The organism is Pseudomonas sp. WS 5532 (assembly GCF_012985445.1).
Lineage (GTDB): Bacteria > Pseudomonadota > Gammaproteobacteria > Pseudomonadales > Pseudomonadaceae > Aquipseudomonas > Aquipseudomonas edaphica.
Window position 1 is genome coordinate 613,139 of the sequence record NZ_JAAQWK010000001.1, and the last position, 19,880, is coordinate 633,018.

Sequence of the window (19,880 nt, forward strand, 5' to 3'; positions counted from 1 at the left end):
CCTTTAATACTGGACTGGTGAGTTTGGTATTAATAACATACCGGCCAGTATAATTATTCCTAGCTCCATTTGCGAAAGGTCCTTCAGCATGCGCAGTACTTTCCTGCCCCTTGCGTTGCCTGTCAGCCTGATCTTCCTGTTGACCGCCTGCGGTCATGAAGAAGCGGCCCAAACCACCATCCGCCCGGCCATGGTGGTGCAACCGCAGCCGTCGGCGCTGGCGATGGACAGTTTTCCGGGGGAAGTACGCGCCCGTTATGAGCCGGACCTGGCCTTTCGCATCGGCGGCAAAGTCAGTAAGCGCTTGGTGGAGGAGGGCGAGCGGGTCAAGGCCAACCAACCATTGGCAGAGCTCGACCCACAGGACGTGCGCCTGCAACTGGAAGCCACCCGCGCTCAGGTTGCCGCCGCCGAAGCCAACCTGAGCCTGGTGCGCGCCGAACGCGACCGCTACAAGACCCTGATGGACCGTCAGATGGTCAGCCGCTCGCAGTACGACAATTCCGAAAACCTCTACCGAGCAGGTGTTGCACGCCTTAAGCAGATCAAGGCCGAGTTCGACGTATCGAGCAACCAGGCCGGCTATGCCGTGCTGCGTGCGCCCCAGGACGGTGTAGTGGCCAAGCGTGCGGTGGAAGTCGGCCAAGTGGTGTCCGCCGGCCAAACGGTGTTTACCCTGGCCACCGATGGCGAGCGCGAAGTGTTGATCAGCCTGCCCGAGCAAGGCTTTGGCCGCTTCAAGATCGGCCAACCGGTATCGGTGGAGTTGTGGAGCCAGCCCGACCAACGTTTTGCCGGGCGCATTCGTGAGCTCTCACCGGCAGCCGACCCAAAATCCCGCACCTTCGCTGCGCGCGTTGCCTTCACCGGCGGCAAAGTCCCCGCCGAGTTGGGCCAGAGCGCCCGCGTCTTCATCCAGGCTGATGGCATCGTCCCACTGTCAGTGCCGCTGTCGGCCCTGAGCGCGGAGAACGGTGCGTCCTACGTCTGGCGGGTACAGCCGGACAACACGCTCAAACGAACGCCGGTGCGCATCGGTGCTTTCGGTGAAAAAACCGTGCCGGTGCTTGAAGGCTTGGCCCCCACCGATTGGGTGATCGCGGCGGGTGTGCATGTGCTCCATGAGGGCCAGCAAGTGCGCCCGGTGGATCGCGCCAACCGAGTAGTGAATCTGGCGGCCAAGGAGTAGTCCCCGATGGGTTTCAATCTTTCCGAATGGGCGTTGCGTAATCGCCAGATCGTACTGTTCCTGATGATCCTGCTGGCAGTGGTCGGCACGTTGTCCTACACCAAGCTGGGGCAAAGTGAAGACCCGCCGTTTACCTTCAAGGCCATGGTCATCAAGACCAACTGGCCGGGCGCCACGGCCCAGGAAGTTTCGCGCCAAGTCACCGAACGTATCGAGAAGAAGCTGATGGAGACGGGCGAGTACGAGCGCATTGTCTCGTTCTCCCGGCCCGGTGAGTCCCAGGTCACCTTCATGGCCCGCGATTCGATGCACTCGGCACAAATCCCGGAGCTGTGGTACCAGGTGCGCAAGAAGATCAGCGATATTCGCCAGACCTTGCCGCCGGATATCCAGGGGCCGTTTTTCAACGATGAATTCGGCACCACCTTCGGCAATATCTACGCCCTGACCGGTGACGGTTTTGACTACGCGGTGCTCAAGGACTACGCCGACCGCATCCAGATTCAACTGCAACGCGTGCCGGATGTGGGCAAGGTCGAGTTACTGGGCCTGCAGGACGAGAAGATCTGGATCGAACTGTCCAACCTCAAGCTCGCCACCCTCGGCCTGCCATTGGCTGCAGTGCAGCAGGCACTGCAGGAGCAGAACGCCGTCTCCACCGCCGGTTTCTTTGAAACCCCGACGGAACGCGTGCAACTGCGCGTCTCGGGTAACTTCAAAACGGTCGATGAGATCCGTAACTTCCCGATTCGCGTAGGTGACCGCACCTTCCGCATCGGTGATGTGGCGCAAATCCATCGCGGCTTCAACGACCCACCGGCGCCGCGCATGCGCTATATGGGCGCGGACGCCATCGGCCTGGCCGTGGCGATGCGTGACGGCGGCGACATTCTGGTACTGGGCAAGGCCCTTGAAGGCGAATTCGCACGCCTGCAGAAGAACCTTCCGGCAGGCATGGAACTGCGCAAGGTCTCGGACCAACCGGCGGCGGTGAAAACCAGCGTCGGTGAATTCGTCCAGGTACTCGCTGAAGCCTTGGCCATCGTGCTGCTGGTGAGCTTCTTCTCCCTTGGTGTACGCACCGGCATGGTGGTCGCCCTGGCGATTCCGCTAGTACTGGCGATGACCTTTGCGACCATGTATTACCTGGGCATCGGCCTGCACAAAATCTCCCTCGGTGCCTTGGTGTTGGCCCTGGGCTTGTTGGTGGACGATGCGATCATCGCCGTGGAAATGATGGCGATCAAAATGGAGCAGGGCTACGACCGGCTCAAGGCCGCGAGTTTTGCCTGGACCAGCACCGCGTTCCCGATGCTCACCGGCACATTGATCACCGCCGCAGGTTTCCTGCCGATTGCCACCGCGCAATCGAGTACCGGTGAATACACCCGTTCGATTTTCCAAGTGGTGACCATTGCCCTGCTGGCCTCGTGGGTTGCGGCGGTGGTGTTTGTGCCGTACCTGGGGGAAAAGCTCCTGCCGGACCTGGCGAAGATTCATGCGGCCAAACACGGCACCGATGGGCCTGATCCCTACGGCACGCCGTTCTATCAACGTGTAAGACGCTTGGTCGAATGGTGTGTGCGTCGGCGCAAAACCGTGATCGTGTTGACCTTGTTGTTGTTTATCGGCTCGGTGGCGCTGTTCCGTTTTGTGCCACAGCAGTTCTTCCCGGCCTCCGGCCGACTGGAGTTGATGGTCGACCTGAAACTGGCTGAAGGTGCCTCGCTGAGCAACACCGCCGACCAGGTCAAGCGCCTGGAAGCCTTGCTCAAGGAACATGCTGGCATCGACAACTATGTGGCCTATGTGGGCACCGGTTCGCCGCGCTTCTACCTGCCGCTGGACCAACAACTGCCGGCCGCCAGCTTTGCGCAGTTTGTGGTACTGGCCAAAACCATCGAGGAACGCGAAAGCCTGCGCACCTGGCTGATCGAGACCCTTAACGAACAATTCCCCGACCTGCGTTCACGCGTCACGCGCCTGGAAAACGGCCCGCCCGTGGGCTACCCGGTGCAGTTTCGCGTGACCGGCGAGCACATCGAAGAAGTCCGTGCCCTGGCGCGCAAGGTCGCGGCCAAGGTTCGCGAAAATACCCACGTGGTCAACGTGCACCTGGACTGGGAGGAACCGAGCAAGATCGTCTACCTGAATATCGACCAGGACCGTGCCCGTGCGCTGGGCGTCAGCACTGCCAACCTGTCGAAGTTCCTGCAAAGTTCCTTGACCGGCTCCAGCGTCAGCCAGTACCGCGAGGACAACGAGTTGATCGAGATCCTGCTACGCGGCACCGTGCATGAACGTACCGAGTTGTCGCTGCTGCCGAGCCTGGCGGTGCCGACCGACAACGGCAAAAGCGTAGCGCTGTCGCAGATTGCGACCCTCGAATATGGCTTTGAAGAAGGCATCATCTGGCACCGCAATCGCCTGCCGACGGTGACCGTGCGTGCCGATATCTACGGCAAGGAACAACCGGCAACCTTGGTCCAGCAGATCCTGCCGACCCTGGAAGGCGTGCGTGCCGAACTGCCGGACGGCTACCTGCTCGAAGTGGGCGGCACCGTCGAGGATTCGGCCCGTGGCCAGAACTCGGTCAAGGCCGGCGTGCCGCTGTTTATCGTGGTAGTGCTGACCTTGCTGATGCTGCAACTGCGCAGTTTCTCACGCACTGCAATGGTGTTTCTGACGGCGCCGCTGGGCTTGATCGGCGTGACCTTGTTCCTGCTGGTGTTCCGCCAGCCCTTCGGCTTTGTCGCCATGCTCGGCACCATCGCGCTGTCGGGCATGATCATGCGTAACTCGGTGATCCTGGTGGACCAGATTGAACAAGACATCAAGGCGGGACTGGCGCCCTGGCAGGCGATCATCGAAGCCACCGTCCGACGCTTTCGCCCGATTGTGCTGACGGCGCTTGCGGCGGTATTGGCAATGATTCCGCTGTCGCGCAGCGTGTTCTTCGGGCCGATGGCGGTGGCAATCATGGGCGGGTTGATTGTGGCGACCGCGTTGACGTTATTGTTCTTGCCAGCCCTGTATGCGGCATGGTTTCGCATTAAGAAGGAGGCGCACTAGTTCATAACGGGAGGCGTGAAGGCGTATCGATAGTATTGACGGGTGTGGGAAAAGCCTGAAATTCGATAACTGCTGTTTAAGCCTGAATGTCTCCCACTTGTTTATTTAGAACAGGGGCAGTTTCTTCTCGACGGTTTTTATAATAGAGGTGTTGGTGTCGGCCAACGGCGTTATTTTTTGCAAGGTTTGATCAAGGTGGTTAACGGAATGTGTGTACAGATGGCAGACGAAACTGTCTTCCCCGGTGATCTTGTAACAGACAATACATTCAGGCATGTCTGACAGTAGCTGCTCCACTGTTTGAAAATTTCCCGTCAGCGGTTTTACCCGCACCAGTGCCTGCAGCGCAAACCCCAGTGCCTGCGCGTCCAACGCTACGCTGAACCCACTTATAACCCCTGCCACTTCCAGGCGTTTGAGACGCTCACTGCAACCAGGAGCGGACAATCCCACCTGCCGGCTGAGCGCGCGGATAGAGGCACGGGCATTCTGATGCAGGGCGACCAGCAGCGCGCGATCAATGGCATCGAGTGTCTGATCGTTTTTTGTAAGCCTTTTCATTAGATGGACCTTACGAACATTGATGAAATAGCGTGAAAATCTTACATACCACAGATCCCTGACAAAAGAATGGATTTTTAAAAGCTTTCCATCTATTTTTTTATTCTTGAATGTGCGAATTACAGCTGCGTTCAAAAGTTACCGCCGGCTAAACGATGCGGCTGTGTTTGAGTGAGTGTTTTTAACTTGCTATAAATTTTATTGAATGGGTGTATGAAAGTGCAAAGCGGTCCAGTGCGTGGTGGTTGTGAGGGGTGCTAACGTCGAGTTACAACTACAAGGCGGTGCGGTTTCATTAAGTTTTGAATAAAGCTACCGAGGCGCTTCACATGTTTGATGTCACGCTAAGTGTTTACCAGGCGATATTCACCTTTACCCTCGCAGCTATCGCCTTACTGGCCAGCCCCGGCCCCGCGACTCTGGCGCTGGCTGCCAGCGGCGCGGCGTATGGCATGCAACGCTCGTTTGAGTTTTTTGTCGGGATCACCCTGGGTTTAGTGATTGCCATGGCGTTGGTTGCCTCGGGTCTGTACGTCGTCTTGCACAGCTTTCCCGGGTTGGCGGTGGCACTGACGATCATCTCCATTGTTTATATTTTTTGGTTGGCTTACCGCATTGGTACGGCACCGCCCATTCAGGATCAGCAAGCCGTGGTCACGCCGGGCTGGGGTGCCGGTTTTGTGCTGGGGGTTGCAAATATCAAGGCGTATGCCGCGTTTGCAGCGTTACTGGGCAGTTTCACCTTGGGCACGACGCCGGGCTGGGAGCAGGGCACAAAAGCGCTTATTTGTTTATTGGTTTGCGTGGTATTCGATTTTTTGTGGCTTTTTGCAGGCAGCCGGATGCGCAAGTTGTTCATCCACCCCGTTTGGAGTCGACGACTTAACGTAAGCTTCGCGATTTTGATGGTAGTGACGGTCGCCTGGTCATTCACGCTGACGTAGTAGCACTGACTCACATCCTGATGCAAACAGGCGTCTGCGCCTTTGGAACGTTTGCCTTTTTTACTCCACTCAGAATTGCCTGATGGACAGGCGCAGGTTTGGACTTCCCTGAGTTGGCAGTCCGACCTATTCAATGAGTTTATGGAGAGTTACATGGCTTTTTTTGATGCTGTAATTGCTTTCAAAAGTGCGCTGCTCGGAGCCCTGTTGGGCAATAATGCACCGCGCAACAATTTTGGAAATGGGTATAGGTCGGGGCACGCAACAAACAATCACCACTATCCCCAACATCGTCCTCATACAGTCCGGCCGAACGTGGGCCACACCTATCCAACCCAGACCAACCATGGCAGGCCGTATCCACAGCAGCACACGGTCTACGAGCAACCTTCACCCTACAGGCCTAGCTATCCGCTTTTTACGCTGAATCGTTAAGGGGCTTGGCCTGAAACAACTGCGCCAAGGCCCGTGGTAAGCGGCCTTGGCGCAGTGGGACCAGTGTGTTTGAGAAGCTTATAGTGCCCCAAACACCTTCTTGGCCAGACTGGTGGCCGCGGCCGCCGGGTTTTTGCGAATGGTTTCTTCCTGCTGCGCGATCATCTTGAACAAGCCGTCCAGCGCCTGTTCGGTCACGTAGTTTTCAACGTTGGCACTTTTGGCATCCACTGCGCCAAATGCTGCCGCCTTGCCAGCCAGGGCGTTGTACTGTTGCGCAACCCCAACCTTGTCGGTAGCGGCCTTGACGATCGGCAGGAACTTGGCGCGAATCTGCTCACGGCTGCTTTTGTTCAAGTACTGCGTCGCCGAGTCCTGGCCGCCGCTGAGAATGCCCTTGGCGTCAGTCACGCTCATGTTTTTGACGGCATTGACCAGAATCGGTTGCGCCTGGGTCACGGCCGTTTCGGCGGCCTTGTTCATGCTGGTTTCCAGCTGCGTGACCTGGTCACCCATGCCGAACATCTTCAGCTTGTCGGCGACTTTGCCGAGTTTGCCTGGCAAGCCGATCTTCACTTCGGGGTTGTTGCTGAAGCCACCGGGCACGCCCAGTTGTTTCACGGCGATCTGGGCGCCTTGGGTCAGGGCGTCTTTGAGACCGCCGCTGGCGTCGCCCTGGGACAGGCTGCCAAGGTCCAGGGCCATGGCGTTGGCACCGAGCAGCAAGCCGGCACACAGGGCAGTGAGGCGAAGAGAGTGACGGAGCATGAGCGCTTCCTTATGTTCGGGCTTATGGTCTGGAAAGGTCAGTGTGCGACAGCATCAACGCGCAGACGCAGTGGCTGTTCGTCCTTGCCGTCGAGCTGCACCGCGTGGCGTTCGGTGGTAATAAACAGTAGCTTGCCGTCCAGCTCGATGCGAGCACTCACCGAATAAGTGTGGCCTGGCTTGATTTGGGCCGGGTCGTAGCTCAGGTGAAACGGCAGCGGCACCTGGCCTTTGACCGGGCCTTTCTGTTCGGCGAGGGTCACCGCCGGCGCGTCCATCAGCGACACGTCCTGCAGACTGACGCTCAGGGTGGCCGCGGGCGGCAAGGCGATGCGTTGCAGGTAGAACACTTCGCCGTCGAGGCTGGCCTTGGGGGCTGGGGTCATGGATTGGCAGGCTCCGAGCAGGGCGGTAAGGCCCAGGAGGATGATCTTTTTCATGGTACAGCTCCTTTTCAACGGCGCCGGAAACAGCCCGGCGCCTCAGTCAATCTAGCGGCTTTCTGCCGGTTCCACAGGCGCTTCAGCTGCGCCGTCGACGCGATGCAAGGCCACCTGGCGAATCGACAGACGAATCTCGGCAGGCAGCACGCGTTTGGCCGCGCCTTCCGCCAGTTCACCCAGCAGGTCGTGGTAACTCAATTTCCCGGCCTCGTCGCGGCGCAGCACATCTTGCTCCAGCAATGTCTGGATAAAATGTCGGAAAAGACTCTTGTCGAAGAACTCCGGCGCGTTCAGGCCATGCAGGATCGACAGGCGCTGGGCCATGATCGTGCACAGGTCTTCCAGCTCTTCGGCGCTGATGCTGTTCTGGCCGCTGTTAAGCAGCAGCGAGATCGCCATGTAGAAGCGTTGCAGGGTCTGGGCGATGCTCTTGGACAACAGCGTCAGCAGCACAAAGTGCCGCGAACTCGGGGCCGGGCGCAGGTACACGTTGTTTTCAAACCGCAGCAGGCCTTGCTCGACAAAGGCTTCCAGCCATTGGTCGACGACGGCGTCCAACTCTTCCAGCGACCAGCGGATAAACAACTCCGATTGCAGGTAAGGGTAGAGCGCGCGAGTGAAGCGCAGGATCTGCTCGCGGCTCATGCGCGAGCTGCTCTGGAAGAAGCTCGCCAGCAGCGCCGGCAGGGCAAAAATATGCAGCACGTTGTTGCGGTAATAGGTCATCAGGACGGCGTTCTGCTCATCCAGATACACAATTTTGCCCAGGGCGTCACTCTGCTCCGAGAGCAGGTTCATGTCCTTGACGTGCTTGATCAGCGCCAGCCCATCGCCTTCCGGCAAGGTGGTGTGCGGCGAGTAGGGCACACGGCGTAGCAGTGCCAGGTACAGGTCCAACTGGCGGGCCATGGCCTGTTCATCCAGGGCCAGGCGTGTGGTCGAAAGCAGCGCCAGGGCCACCAGGTTTACCGGGTTGACCGCTGCGGCTTCGTTGAGGTGGCGTGCCACCTGTTCGCCGAGGCGGTTGGTGGTTTCGTTGAGCCACGCCGGTTTGTAGTTCGGGCCCAGCTCTTGGGCACGCCAGTCCGGCTGCTCGGCGTCGAGGAACTCGGCCAGCTTGATCGGCTCGCCGAAGTTGACCGCGACCTGACCAAAGCGCTGCTTGAGCGCGCCGACCACTTTGAAAATATCGAAGATCGATTCTTTCTTCTTGCTCGCACCGCGCAACTCGCCCAGGTAGGTACGGCCTTCGAGTACGCGTTCATAGCCGATATACACCGGCACGAACACGATCGGCATGCGTGAGGAACGCAAAAAGCTGCGCAGGGTGATCGCCAGCATGCCGGTTTTCGGTTGCAGCATGCGCCCGGTGCGCGAGCGTCCGCCTTCGACGAAGTACTCCACCGGGAAGCCCTTGGTGAACAGGGTGTGCAGGTACTCGTTGAACACCGAGGTGTACAGCGGGTTGCCCTTGAAGGTGCGGCGCATGAAAAATGCACCGCCACGGCGCAACAGGCTGCCGATCACCGGCATGTTCAGGTTGATGCCGGCGGCAATGTGCGGCGGGGTCAGGCCGTTTTTGAACAGCAGGTACGAAAGCAGCAGGTAGTCGATGTGGCTGCGGTGGCAAGGCACGTAGATCACCTCGTAACCCTGGGCAACCTTTTGCACACCTTCGATATTGTTGACCTTGATGCCGTCGTAGATCTTGTTCCAGAACCAGCTCAATACCACTTCCAGAAAGCGAATCGCGGTGTAGGTGTAGTCCGAAGCGATCTCGTTGCCGTAGCGCAGGGCCTGGGCCTTGGCTTTTTCCGGGGTGATTTTCTCGCGCTCGGCTTCATCGGCGATGGCCTGGCGCACCAGCGGCATGTTGACCAGGCCTTTGACCAGGTTACGGCGGTGAGACAGGTCGGGGCCGATGACCGCAGTCTTCAGGTTACGAAAGTGCACACGCAGGATGCGCTGGGCCATGCGCACGGTACGTTCGTGGCCTTTATTGTGCTCGATCAATTCACGCAGGTTGATAGGCGCGGAGAATTGCACACGGGTCTTGCGGCCCAGGATCAGGATGCTCAACAAGCGGCGCAGGCGGCCGGTGACGGCCCAGCTGTCGGCGAACAGCAGTTTCCACGGGCTGGACTCGCTTTCGGGCGACTGCCCCCAGAACACGCTGACCGGAATGATTTGTGCATTCTCTTCGGCGTGCTCGGTCAGGGTGTTGACCAGGCGGGTCAGGGTTGGCGGCGCGCCGCGCTTGTCCTGGCGGCCGAGCCAGTCGGGTTCGGGCGTGAGGTAGAAGAACGCGGCGGGTTCGATCAACGAACCCACCGACACCGGCAGCACCGGGCGCGGCAGGCCGGCCTTGGTGCATTCCTTGTCGACCACCGCCAATTCGGTGAGAGAGGGCGATTGCAGGACGTAAAACACCGGCCGGCTGCGGTCCAGGTTAAGGGTTAGGGACGACTGATTGATCGTCTCCGAGCGAACCCAGAGGTACAACAGTCGGCGCAAGGTGCCAAACACCAGACGGCGGAACGGGGAGCGGGTCATAGGCGTGCTGCTTCAAGTGGAAAAAACCGAGCAGGTGCTCGGGCGGGTAGTGTGCCGTATTCGCCGAAAATCGGCAAAAAAGCAGCGATGTAAACTTGAGTTGATCGTTTTTGAGCCTGTCTTATACTCGGCAGTTCAATGCGAGCGACTCAACAATAAAAATGCATGTGGGAGTAAGACAGATGGCAACGCGTGAAACCGGCAATGTGAAGTGGTTCAACGATGCAAAGGGCTATGGCTTTATCCAGCGTGAAGACGGCAAGGATGTGTTTGTGCACTACCGCGCCATTCGCGGTGAGGGCCACCGCTCATTGGCCGAGGGCCAGCAGGTGGAATACGCCGTGGTGACCGGCGAGAAGGGCTTGCAGGCTGAGGATGTGGTGGGTCTGTAACACCCTTGTCCCGCCAACCCAATCAACTGTGGGAGCTGGCTTGCCTGCGATGCAGACACCTCGGTCTATCAGTCGGACCGCGGTGATGCTATCGCAGGCAAGCCAGCTCCCACATTGATTGGGTTTTCCGGTTTGGATCAGGCAGTTTTCCAGGTGATCTGCTCTTCACCGTCGGCACTGATGCGAATCCAGGTATCAGCGCTTTCCTCACCTTCCTCCTCAACCCAGGTACCCGGCGCGCAGCGCACTTCGACGTTCAGCGCGGCAAAGGCGGCGCGGGCGCAGGCGATGTCGTCATCCCACGGCGTCTGGTCGCTTTCCAGGTACAGGCTGTTCCACTTGCCCACGGCTTTTGGCAGCCAGGTAACCGGCACATTGCCGGCCTTGCACTTGTAGGTCTGGCCTTTCTGGACCCAGTCGGTGCACGGGCCCAGGGCGGCACCCAGCCAGGCGGCGATGGCCTTGTAGTCGACCTCGGCGTCTTTCAGGTAAATCTCGATATCAGGTTGGCGCATGGATGTTCCTCGTTGCGGGATTCGAAAATCCATTCGCGGATACTTAAAAGTCGGTTATTGAAGCACGAAATAATCGTAGCGCATCGATACGGTGACCAGCAGCGGCTCGGCGGCCTCGATCACTTCAGCACGGCGCTCGGCACTCGCGCGCCAGCCATGGGGCGTCATCGCCAGCAGGTTGGCGCGGTCCTGGGGTTCGATCAGGCTCAGGGTGAATTCCAGCGTTTCACTGTGCGCCAGGCGCATGCCTTGTGGCACCAAAGCCAAATGCTTGTCGTCGGTGTATTCACGCACTTCGTCGTACAGGCGTTCGCGCAATTCCATCAGGTGGCCGGCAGTCGGGCCAACCTTCATCAAACCGCCGCCGGGGCTGAGCAGGCGCTTGGCCTCTTCCCAGTCCAAAGGGCTGAACACGCTGGCGAGAAACTGGCAACTGCCCGACGCCAACGGCACGCGGGCCATGCTGGCGATCAACCAGGTCAGCGCCGGGTTGCGTTTGCATGCGCGTTTCACCGCTTCCTTGGAGATATCCAGCGCATAACCGTCAGCGTGGGGCAGGGCGTCGGCGATTTGCGCGGTGTAGTAACCCTCGCCACACCCGATGTCCACCCAGCGCTGCGGCGCGCGCTCGGCGGCCAGTTCGGCCAGGCGCCTGGCCACTGGCGCATAGTGCCCGGCATTGAGAAAGTCGCGGCGTGCCTCGACCATGGCGAGGTTGTCGCCTGGGTCGCGGCTGTTCTTGTGCTGCACCGGCAACAGGTTCAGGTAACCCTGGCGCGCACGGTCGAAACGGTGCCCAGCGGGGCACGCCACGCCATTATCCACCGCGTTGAGCGGTGCGCTGCAAAGGGGGCACGCGAGCATCAGGCGAGCAACTTGATCAGGGTTTGGTAGTAGATTTCGGTCAGCACATCGAGGTCGCTGGCCAGAATGCGTTCGTTGACCTGATGAATCGTCGCGTTGACCGGGCCCAGCTCCACCACTTGAGTGCCGAGGGTGGCAATGAAGCGCCCGTCGGACGTGCCGCCGCTGGTGGACGCTTTGGTCTCGCGGCCGGTAATCGCCTTGATGCTGGCCGAGACAGCATCCAGCAACGCGCCCGGCTCGGTGAGGAATGGCAGGCCAGACAAGGCCCAATCAACGTGCCAGTCCAGGCCGTGTTTATCCAGAATCGCCGCAACCCGCTGTTGCAGGCCTTCGACGGTGGATTCGGTGGAGAAACGGAAGTTGAACACTGCTGTCAGGTCACCCGGAATCACGTTGGTGGCGCCGGTGCCGGAATTGAGGTTGGAGATTTGAAAGCTGGTCGGTGGGAAGAAGGTGTTGCCATCGTCCCAATGCTCGGCAGCCAGTTCCGCCAGCGCCGGTGCCGCCAGGTGGATCGGGTTTTTCGCCAGGTGCGGGTATGCCACGTGGCCCTGCACGCCGCGCACGGTCAAGGTGGCGCCGAGGGAGCCGCGACGGCCGTTCTTCACCACATCGCCCACCAGCGTGGTGCTCGACGGTTCGCCGACGATGCACCAGTCCAGACGCTCCTTGCGTGCCGCCAGACGCTCAATCACCGCTTTGGTGCCGTGGTGCGCCGGGCCTTCTTCATCACTGGTGATCAGAAAAGCCACCGAGCCCTTGTGGTCCGGGTAGTCGGTGACAAAACGCTCCGAAGCCACCAGCATTGCCGCCAGGCTGCCTTTCATGTCCGCTGCGCCACGCCCGCAGAGCATGCCGTGCTCGTCGATCAACGCATCGAACGGGTCGTTCTGCCAGGCCTGCACCGGGCCGGTTGGCACCACGTCGGTGTGGCCGGCAAAGCACAGCACCGGGCCTTCGTGCTTGCCATGGGTGGCCCAGAAGTTGTCCACATCTTCGATACGCATCGGCTCAAGTGCAAAACCTGCGTCGCCCAGGCGCTGCATCATCAGCTTCTGGCAGTCGGCATCAATCGGCGTCACTGAGGGGCGACGGATCAAGTCGATGGCAAGTTGAAGGGTCGGCGAAAGGTCGGCATGGGCCGTCATGGGAAAACTCCGGGAAGCGTGTAATGGGCGCGCAGGACGAATGTGGATAAAACAGGGTTCGATGTGGGAGCAGGCAAGCCAGCTCCCACAGAAAGCAGGGCCTGGCCAAGTCTCGTAAAACGGCCGTTATCTTATAGCAAAACGGCGGCCAGAGGCCGCCGTTTAGTGCATTGCGCAAGTTTTTACTCAGCGGTTGCCGGCTCAACCTTAGGTGCAGGTTTTGGCAGCGACGACAGGAACGCCATGATCAGCGCCGCCACATACGGCAGCGATTGCACCAGCAGCATCACCACCCAGAAGCGTATGTCATTGCTCGGCAGGCCCTGCACCAGGTAAATCCCGAGTGCGGCGCCCCACAACAGCAACATGATGAACATCTCTTCGCGGGCTTCGGAAATGGCTACCCAGAAGCCGTGGTTATCGGCGTTTTTCGGTGTGCGAAAGAACGGAATACTGGTGGTGAAGAAGCCATACAGCACCGCCTTGGCGATGGTGTGTGACAACGCCAGCCCGGCCAGCGCCGCGCAGAATGCGTCCTTCAAGTTCACACCCACCGCACGGCGGTAGAGGAAGATGATCTTGCCGACCTTGAACACAAACAACGCCAACGGCGGGATCGCGAAAATCAGCAGCGGCGGGTCAACACGGGTCGGCACGATGATCATCGCCGCCGACCACAACAGGGCGCCGACGGTGAAGAAGATGTTCATGCCATCCGCCACCCACGGCAACCAGCCCGCGAGGAAGTGGTAGCGCTGGCCACGGGTCAGCTCGGTGCCCTTGCCGCGCAACAGGCTGGCGGTGTGGCGCTTGATGATCTGGATCGCGCCGTAGGCCCAGCGGAAACGCTGCTTCTTGAAGTCGATAAAGGTATCCGGCATCAAGCCCTTGCCGTAGCTGTCGTGGTAATACGCGGCCGACAGGCCTTTCTCGAACACGCGCAGGCCGAGTTCGGCGTCTTCACAGATGCACCAGTCGGCCCAGCCCAGTTCCTCGAGCACCGAGCGACGGGTCATGGTCATGGTGCCGTGCTGGATGATCGCGTCACGGTCGTTGCGGGTGACCATGCCGATATGGAAGAAGCCTTTGTATTCGGCGTAGCAGAGCTTCTTGAAAGTGCTCTCGTTCTGGTCGCGGTAGTCCTGCGGCGACTGCACCACGGCGATTTTCGGGTCGGCGAAGTGCGGCACCATGTGCTTGAGCCAGTTGGGCGACACGCAGTAGTCCGAGTCGATCACTGCGATCACTTCGGCATCCTTGGCGGTATGCGGGATCAGGTAGTTCAGCGCGCCGCCCTTGAAACCGGCCAGGGGCGAGACGTGGAAGAACTTGAAGCGCGGGCCGAGGGTTTCGCAGTAGTCACGTACGGGCTCCCAGACGGCTGGGTCCTTGGTGTTGTTGTCGATGATCAGGACTTCGAAGTCCGGGTAATCGAGGGCGGCCAGGGCGTCGAGGGTCTGTTTGACCATCTCTGGCGGCTCGTTGTAGCACGGCACATGGATCGAGACTTTCGGGCGGTAGTCCGAATCGCCTTCCACCGGCAGGAATTCACGCCGGCGCTTGTGGGTCCACACCGCTTCAGCCAGTTCGTGGGCTTCGGTGAGCAACACGATAAACACGCCCAACGCGCCGAGGGCCAGCAAAATGCCGACGGTGACGCTGAACCAGGTGCTGTATTGCTGGCTGTAGTCGTAACCGATCCAGACCAATACCGAACCACAGAGGAACGCGATAAAGGTCAGGAAGGTGCGGCCACGCTGGCGCAGGGCCGAGCCGTCGATCATCAGCAGGGTCAGCGACAGCAGCGCCAGCACCACCGAGCCGATGGCCAGCACGCGCCATTGCGGGATCGCGACGACCGGGCCTTCAAAGTTGAATTTCTGCTGGCGTGCGGCGTTGTACACGCCCCAATAAGCGCCCGCCGAGCCTTCGTCGCTGACTTTCCACGGCTGGTCGAAGGCCTCGATCACGAAGTAGTTGTAACCCTGGCGGTTCAGTTTGTTCACCAGCGTACGCAGGTAAATCGCCTGGTCTGCCGGCGAGCTTTCATTGCCACCGCGCATACGGCCGTTGCTCGGCCAGCCCACTTCCGAGAGCAGCAGCGGTTTTTTCGGGAACAGCTTTTTCAGATCCCGTGCACGGTCCAGTACGTACTGGCCGGCCTTGTCCATCGGGATGAACTCCCAGAACGGCAGGATGTGCGCGGCGATCAGGTCGACGTGCTTGGCCAGTTGCGGGTTCTTTTCCCAGATGTGCCATTGCTCGGAGGTGGTCACCGGCACTTTCACGGCGGCGCGCACCCGGTCCAGCAGCACGATCAGCGCCTCTGGGGTGATTTCTTCGCGAAATAGCGCCTCGTTACCGACGACCACGCGCACGACACTGCGGGAGTTGTTGGCGATCTCGATGGCGCGCTGGATTTCACGCTCGTTGCGTTCCAGGTCCGGGCTGATCCAGATCCCCAGGGTCACGCGCAGGCCGAACTCTTCGGCCAGTTTGGGGATATCGCCCAAGGTGCCGTCGACTGAGTAAGTACGGATGTTGTCCGTCAGCTTGCTCATGATCGCCAGGTCCTGGCGCATCTGGTCGTCGGTGGGGTACTGGTCTTTCTGCGGGAACTGGCCTTGTTGGAACGGCGAGTAGGAGAACCCGGAGATCTGTTCAGGCCAGTTAGGGGTGGTGACCGGGCGGTTTATCAGCGCCCAGAAGCCGGTAAACAGCGCGGCAATTGCCAGCACTACCACCAGGTTGAGTCCAAATTTACGCGATGACATGGCTATTTCGGGTTCCAAAGGGTGTGGAACGAAAAGAGGTGTCGGCCTACGCCGAACGGCGCGCATCCTACACCGGCCTTTAACTGAGCGTACAGCAGACAGAGAAAAGCCGGACGTTAGTCAGCGAAAGACCCTCTAAGTTCTTTACTTGTAGCTGGAAGCTTCGAACTTGTCGCTGTGTAGTCCATAATGCGCGCCGGTTTTTGGGGTAATGGTCATGAGCACAGAAGATCCGCGGTTTGCAGGCGTCGCCCGCTTGTATGGCATTGAAGGCCTGGAACGCTTGAAAGCGGCCCATGTGGCGATCGTCGGCGTCGGCGGCGTGGGCTCTTGGGCGGCGGAAGCCATGGCCCGTTGCGGCGTGGGCGAGATTTCGCTGTTTGACCTGGACGATGTCTGCGTCAGCAACAGCAACCGCCAGTTGCACGCCCTGGACAGCACCGTGGGCAAGCCCAAGGTCGAGGTAATGGCCGAACGCCTGCGCGGCATCAACCCGGATTGCACGGTGCACGCGGTGGCGGACTTCGTGACCCGTGACACCATGGCTGAGTACATCACGCCGAATATCGATTGCGTGATCGACTGCATCGACGCCGTGAACGCCAAGGCCGCGCTGATCGCCTGGTGCAAGCGCCGCAAGATCCAGATCATCACCACCGGCGGCGCCGGCGGGCAAATCGACCCGACGCTGATCCAGGTCTGCGACTTGAACCGCACCTTCAACGACCCGCTGGCCTCGAAAGTGCGCTCCACGCTACGCCGCGACTACGGCTTTTCGCGCACCGTGACCCGCCATTACAGCGTGCCGTGTGTGTTCTCTACCGAGCAGCTGCGCTATCCCAAGCCGGACGGCAGCATTTGTTTGCAGAAAAGTTTTGTCGGTGACGGCGTGAAGCTGGACTGTGCGGGCGGGTTTGGCGCGGTGATGATGGTCACGGCCACGTTTGGCATGGTGGCGGCGACCAAGGCGGTGGACAAGATTGTGGCCGGGGTGCGCAGGCCGTCGGAGCGGGTTAAACCTACCCAGATCTAGCTGTCCTGCACAAAACAAAATGTGGGAGCTGGCTTTGACTGATAGACCGAGGTGCCTGCATCGCAGGCAAGCCAGCTCCCACACAAGCCAGCTCCCACATTAGTTTTGCGTACAGGTCAGCTCTTGCATGCGCTGCAGTACAGCATTAAGCCCATTGCTGCGCGACGGCGACAGCTGGCGCGACAGGCCCAACTGTGTAAACCAGTCCGGCAAGTCAACCGCCTGCAACTCACTTGCCGACAACCCATTGACCCGTGCCAGCAGCAACGCCACCAACCCCCGGATCATTCGCGCATCGCTGCTCGCGGCAAACTGCCAATGGCCGTCCTGTAAACGGCCGACCAACCACACCAGGCTTTCACAGCCCTGCACGAGGTTGGCCTCAACCTTTTCGTCAGCCGTCAACGCCGGCAGCCGCTCGCCCCACTGCATCAGCATGCGGGCGCGTTGTTCCCAACTGCCTACTGCCTGAAACGACTCAAGCGCGCTGATGGCATCCGCAGGCAAGCTCATCGCAACATATCCAGCGCCTGATCCAGCGCTTCAAAGAAGCGCTCCAGGTCATCGGAGTCGTTATACAGCGCCAGGGACACACGGATCGCTCCGGACAAGTGCATGGCCTTGAGCAATGGCATGGCGCAATGATGGCCAGCTCGCACGGCAATGCCTTGTTCGGTCAACAGATGAGCCAGGTCGGCGTTATGCACGCCCTCCACCACGAAACTGGCGAGTGCCACCTGGGGCGAGCCCAGTACGCGCACGCCATTGCGTGCTTTCAGGCCGCGCAGCAGGTAGTCATGCAGGGCTGCTTCATGGGCGACCACGGCCGGCTGGTCCAGAGAGTTCAGGTAGTCCAGCGTGGCACCCAGGCCGATCACACTTGCAATCGGCGGCGTGCCCGCTTCGAAACCCAGCGGGGCAGGGCGAAAGCTCGCACTTTGATACTCGGCCTGCTGCACCATCTCGCCGCCAAACTGCCAGTGGCGCAGGTGATGCAGCGCTTCGTTGCGGCCATACAGCACGCCGACGCCGTCCGGGCCGTAGAGCTTATGACTGGAAAACACGTAGAAGTCGCAACCCAGCGCCTGTACGTCGTGGCGACCATGGACAATGCCTTGGGCGCCATCGACCACGGTCAAGGCACCGTGGGCCTTGGCCATTGGCAGCAAGACCTCCAAAGGTTGCCAGGCGCCGAGTACGTTGGACAGCTGGCTCACTGCCAGCAAGCGCGTGCGCGGGCTGATCAATTCGGCGGCGGCTTGCAGGTCAATCACGCCATCATCGCCAAGGGGCAAGACCACCAGCGTCAGCGCGCGACGTTTGGCCAGTTGCTGCCAGGGCAGCAGGTTGGCGTGGTGTTCCAGGGCGCTGATGACAATTTCATCACCCGCATTGAATAAGTGCTCAAGGCCATAGGCCAGGAGGTTCAGCGCAGACGTCGCGCCGTGGGTAAACACGATCTGCCCGCTGTCACCTGCATTCAACCACTGCGCGACCTTGCTGCGACTGTCTTCAAACGCTTGGGTCGCGTGGGCACCCGGCAAATGCTGGGCACGGTGCACATTGGCTGCGCCATTGGCGTAGTAATGGCTGATGGCATCCAACAGGGCTTGGGGTTTTTGCGTGGTGGCGGCGTTGTCCAGGTAGGTCTGGTCTTGCCGTTGCAGGGTGGCGATGGCCGGAAAATCGGCGCGCCAGGGGGAGGGCACAAGCATGGTCTTAAGACTCGTATAAGCGAGCCCCAGGTGTGGGGCCCGCTAGTGGCATCGAGTGGCTGCTTAGTTGTGAGCGTGCAGCGCTTCGTTCAGTTCGATCGCCGATTTGTGGGTTTTGCACTCCACGGCACCGGTCTGGGAATTGCGGCGGAACAGCAGGTCCGGCTGGCCGGCCAGTTCGCGCGCCTTGACCACTTTGACCAGTTGGTTGTGCTCGTCTAGCAGAGCAACCTTGGTACCGGCAGTCACGTACAGGCCCGACTCCACGGTATTGCGGTCGCCCAACGGGATACCGATACCGGCGTTGGCGCCGATCAGGCAGCCTTCGCCCACCTTGATCACGATGTTGCCGCCGCCCGACAGGGTGCCCATGGTGGAGCAACCGCCGCCCAGGTCCGAACCCTTGCCGACGAATACACCTGCCGATACACGGCCTTCGATCATGCCCGGGCCTTCGGTGCCACCGTTGAAGTTGACGAAACCTTCGTGCATCACGGTGGTGCCTTCGCCCACGTAGGCGCCCAGGCGGATGCGCGCGGCATCAGCGATACGCACGCCAGCCGGCACTACGTAGTCAGTCATTTTCGGGAACTTGTCCACCGAGAACACTTCCAGCAGCTCGCCACGCAGGCGTGCTTCCAGTTGGCGCTCGGCCAGCTCGTTGATGTCGATTGCGCCCTGGCTGGTCCACGCCACGTTCGGCAACTGCGGGAACACACCGGCCAGGCTCAGGCCGTGGGGCTTGACCAGGCGGTGGGACAGCAGGTGCAGCTTGAGGTAGGCCTCAGGCGTGGAGGTCAGTGCGGCGTCTTCGGCCAACAGGGTGGCGACCAACGGGGTGTGGCTTTCAGCCAGGCGGCTGAGCAGCGCGGCCTGGGCCGTGTCGACACCTTTGAGCGCGTCAGCCAGTTGCAGCGCCTGGCTCACGGTGAAAGTAATGGCCTGGTTGCCTTCGGTATAACCGAGGATCGGCGCGATGGCGGCAACGATCTCGGCCGACGGGTTGAGCAGCGGTTGTGCGTAAAACACTTCCAGCCAAGCACCTTGGCGGTTCTGAGTGCCGACGCCGAAGCCCAGGCTGAACAGGGAATTGGACATGCTGTTACCTCTACAAAAATGGAAGGCTGGCCTACTTGAGGGCCGCCGAATAACTATCTGGCTTGAAGCCAATCAGGGTTCTGTCACCGAGATCGAGCACCGGGCGCTTGATCATCGAGGGTTGTGCGAGCATCAATTCAATGGCTTTCGACTGATCGAGATCGGCTTTGCGTTCGTCTTCGAGTTTGCGAAAGGTGGTGCCCGCACGGTTCAAAACCACCTGCCAACCGTGCTCGTTGCACCATTGGGTCAAGTGTTCGCGGTCGATACCGGCTGTTTTGTAGTCGTGGAACTCATAGCTCACAGCGTGCTCATCGAGCCAGGTGCGCGCCTTTTTCATGGTGTCGCAGGCTTTGATGCCGAAAAGGTGCAA

17 protein-coding genes are annotated in these 19,880 nt (G+C 60.1%); 5 read left to right on the forward strand and 12 right to left on the reverse strand.

Features of this window, described 5'->3' with window-relative positions; translation table 11 throughout:
* Positions 1 to 88 precede the first annotated feature (88 nt).
* Together HBO23_RS02910 and HBO23_RS02915 are read left to right on the forward strand one after the other, a co-directional pair.
* A complete protein-coding gene (locus tag HBO23_RS02910; RefSeq protein ID WP_170036443.1) occupies positions 89 to 1,189 on the forward strand; it encodes an efflux RND transporter periplasmic adaptor subunit in 1,101 nt (366 codons plus the stop codon).
* 6 nt (positions 1,190 to 1,195) lie between these two features.
* Entirely contained in the window at positions 1,196 to 4,261 is a 3,066-nt protein-coding gene (locus HBO23_RS02915; protein ID WP_138453031.1) for an efflux RND transporter permease subunit, read from the forward strand.
* Between the two features lie 105 nt (positions 4,262 to 4,366).
* Here the strand turns inward: HBO23_RS02915 and HBO23_RS02920 are convergent, their stop codons facing one another.
* Complete coding sequence (locus tag HBO23_RS02920; protein ID WP_262378151.1) at positions 4,367 to 4,957, reverse strand: Lrp/AsnC family transcriptional regulator; 591 nt, start codon at positions 4,955 to 4,957, stop codon at positions 4,367 to 4,369.
* A gap of 194 nt (positions 4,958 to 5,151) precedes the next feature.
* On the opposite strand from HBO23_RS02920, the gene HBO23_RS02925 reads away from it, so the two are divergent.
* On the forward strand, positions 5,152 to 5,766 hold the full coding sequence (locus HBO23_RS02925) for a LysE family translocator (protein WP_099548547.1): 615 nt from the start codon (positions 5,152 to 5,154) through the stop codon (positions 5,764 to 5,766).
* Between the two features lie 513 nt (positions 5,767 to 6,279).
* Here the strand turns inward: HBO23_RS02925 and HBO23_RS02930 are convergent.
* The 3 genes from HBO23_RS02930 to plsB are packed head-to-tail and all read right to left on the reverse strand — an operon-like array spanning position 6,280 to position 9,965.
* Positions 6,280 to 6,969 (reverse strand): DUF4197 domain-containing protein, encoded by a 690-nt coding sequence (locus HBO23_RS02930; protein ID WP_017137124.1) that lies wholly within the window; start codon positions 6,967 to 6,969, stop codon positions 6,280 to 6,282.
* A gap of 38 nt (positions 6,970 to 7,007) precedes the next feature.
* A complete protein-coding gene (locus tag HBO23_RS02935) occupies positions 7,008 to 7,409 on the reverse strand; it encodes a YbaY family lipoprotein (protein WP_017137125.1) in 402 nt (133 codons plus the stop codon).
* Between the two features lie 51 nt (positions 7,410 to 7,460).
* Entirely contained in the window at positions 7,461 to 9,965 is a 2,505-nt protein-coding gene (plsB, locus tag HBO23_RS02940) for a glycerol-3-phosphate 1-O-acyltransferase PlsB (protein ID WP_170036445.1), read from the reverse strand.
* Positions 9,966 to 10,147: 182 nt separating this feature from the next.
* Here plsB and HBO23_RS02945 point away from each other — a divergent pair, with 182 nt between their 5' ends.
* Positions 10,148 to 10,357 carry a cold-shock protein gene (locus HBO23_RS02945; protein WP_003219353.1) on the forward strand — a complete coding sequence of 70 codons (210 nt, stop codon included), beginning with the start codon at positions 10,148 to 10,150 and terminating at the stop codon, positions 10,355 to 10,357.
* A gap of 137 nt (positions 10,358 to 10,494) precedes the next feature.
* On the opposite strand, the gene HBO23_RS02950 is transcribed toward HBO23_RS02945, so the two are convergent.
* The 4 genes from HBO23_RS02950 to HBO23_RS02965 form a co-directional block, all read right to left on the reverse strand.
* On the reverse strand, positions 10,495 to 10,872 hold the full coding sequence (locus HBO23_RS02950; RefSeq protein ID WP_170036447.1) for a hypothetical protein: 378 nt from the start codon (positions 10,870 to 10,872) through the stop codon (positions 10,495 to 10,497).
* Positions 10,873 to 10,926: 54 nt separating this feature from the next.
* A complete protein-coding gene (locus tag HBO23_RS02955; RefSeq protein ID WP_170036449.1) occupies positions 10,927 to 11,736 on the reverse strand; it encodes a putative RNA methyltransferase in 810 nt (269 codons plus the stop codon).
* Positions 11,736 to 12,887 (reverse strand): succinyl-diaminopimelate desuccinylase, encoded by a 1,152-nt coding sequence (dapE, locus tag HBO23_RS02960; protein ID WP_017137129.1) that lies wholly within the window; start codon positions 12,885 to 12,887, stop codon positions 11,736 to 11,738. The genes HBO23_RS02955 and dapE overlap by 1 nt, the downstream gene beginning before the upstream one ends.
* Before the next feature lie 182 nt (positions 12,888 to 13,069).
* Positions 13,070 to 15,661, reverse strand: a complete 2,592-nt coding sequence (locus HBO23_RS02965) for a glycosyltransferase (protein ID WP_099548548.1) — start codon at positions 15,659 to 15,661, stop codon at positions 13,070 to 13,072.
* 211 nt (positions 15,662 to 15,872) lie between these two features.
* Between HBO23_RS02965 and tcdA the strand changes: the two genes are divergently transcribed.
* Positions 15,873 to 16,694 (forward strand): tRNA cyclic N6-threonylcarbamoyladenosine(37) synthase TcdA, encoded by an 822-nt coding sequence (gene tcdA / locus HBO23_RS02970; protein WP_026013713.1) that lies wholly within the window; start codon positions 15,873 to 15,875, stop codon positions 16,692 to 16,694.
* A gap of 99 nt (positions 16,695 to 16,793) precedes the next feature.
* Here tcdA and HBO23_RS02975 read toward each other — a convergent pair whose 3' ends face one another.
* From HBO23_RS02975 to HBO23_RS02990, 4 genes are all read right to left on the reverse strand, one after another.
* Positions 16,794 to 17,207: a SufE family protein gene (locus HBO23_RS02975; RefSeq protein WP_170036451.1), complete on the reverse strand. Its 414-nt coding sequence runs from the start codon at positions 17,205 to 17,207 to the stop codon at positions 16,794 to 16,796.
* Positions 17,204 to 18,409: a cysteine desulfurase gene (locus HBO23_RS02980; protein ID WP_169985372.1), complete on the reverse strand. Its 1,206-nt coding sequence runs from the start codon at positions 18,407 to 18,409 to the stop codon at positions 17,204 to 17,206. The genes HBO23_RS02975 and HBO23_RS02980 overlap by 4 nt, the downstream gene beginning before the upstream one ends.
* 63 nt (positions 18,410 to 18,472) lie before the next feature.
* Positions 18,473 to 19,507 carry a 2,3,4,5-tetrahydropyridine-2,6-dicarboxylate N-succinyltransferase gene (dapD, locus tag HBO23_RS02985; RefSeq protein ID WP_017137134.1) on the reverse strand — a complete coding sequence of 345 codons (1,035 nt, stop codon included), beginning with the start codon at positions 19,505 to 19,507 and terminating at the stop codon, positions 18,473 to 18,475.
* A gap of 31 nt (positions 19,508 to 19,538) precedes the next feature.
* The gene (locus HBO23_RS02990) at positions 19,539 to 19,847 is read right to left on the reverse strand and encodes an arsenate reductase (protein ID WP_231982825.1); all 309 of its coding nucleotides are present in this window, start codon (positions 19,845 to 19,847) and stop codon (positions 19,539 to 19,541) included.
* Positions 19,848 to 19,880: the final 33 nt, after the last annotated feature.

Coding starts and splice junctions, on each gene's coding strand:
- HBO23_RS02950 (WP_170036447.1), bottom strand. CDS start 10,872: ATGCGCCAACCTGATATCGAGATTTACCTGAAAGACGCCGAGGTCGAC.
- HBO23_RS02955 (WP_170036449.1), bottom strand. CDS start 11,736: ATGCTCGCGTGCCCCCTTTGCAGCGCACCGCTCAACGCGGTGGATAAT.
- HBO23_RS02930 (WP_017137124.1), bottom strand. CDS start 6,969: ATGCTCCGTCACTCTCTTCGCCTCACTGCCCTGTGTGCCGGCTTGCTG.
- HBO23_RS02910 (WP_170036443.1), top strand. CDS start 89: ATGCGCAGTACTTTCCTGCCCCTTGCGTTGCCTGTCAGCCTGATCTTC.
- dapD (WP_017137134.1), bottom strand. CDS start 19,507: ATGTCCAATTCCCTGTTCAGCCTGGGCTTCGGCGTCGGCACTCAGAAC.
- HBO23_RS02935 (WP_017137125.1), bottom strand. CDS start 7,409: ATGAAAAAGATCATCCTCCTGGGCCTTACCGCCCTGCTCGGAGCCTGC.
- HBO23_RS02980 (WP_169985372.1), bottom strand. CDS start 18,409: ATGCTTGTGCCCTCCCCCTGGCGCGCCGATTTTCCGGCCATCGCCACC.
- HBO23_RS02925 (WP_099548547.1), top strand. CDS start 5,152: ATGTTTGATGTCACGCTAAGTGTTTACCAGGCGATATTCACCTTTACC.
- HBO23_RS02975 (WP_170036451.1), bottom strand. CDS start 17,207: ATGAGCTTGCCTGCGGATGCCATCAGCGCGCTTGAGTCGTTTCAGGCA.
- HBO23_RS02915 (WP_138453031.1), top strand. CDS start 1,196: ATGGGTTTCAATCTTTCCGAATGGGCGTTGCGTAATCGCCAGATCGTA.
- plsB (WP_170036445.1), bottom strand. CDS start 9,965: ATGACCCGCTCCCCGTTCCGCCGTCTGGTGTTTGGCACCTTGCGCCGA.
- HBO23_RS02965 (WP_099548548.1), bottom strand. CDS start 15,661: ATGTCATCGCGTAAATTTGGACTCAACCTGGTGGTAGTGCTGGCAATT.
- dapE (WP_017137129.1), bottom strand. CDS start 12,887: ATGACGGCCCATGCCGACCTTTCGCCGACCCTTCAACTTGCCATCGAC.
- tcdA (WP_026013713.1), top strand. CDS start 15,873: ATGGTCATGAGCACAGAAGATCCGCGGTTTGCAGGCGTCGCCCGCTTG.
- HBO23_RS02990 (WP_231982825.1), bottom strand. CDS start 19,847: ATGAAAAAGGCGCGCACCTGGCTCGATGAGCACGCTGTGAGCTATGAG.
- HBO23_RS02945 (WP_003219353.1), top strand. CDS start 10,148: ATGGCAACGCGTGAAACCGGCAATGTGAAGTGGTTCAACGATGCAAAG.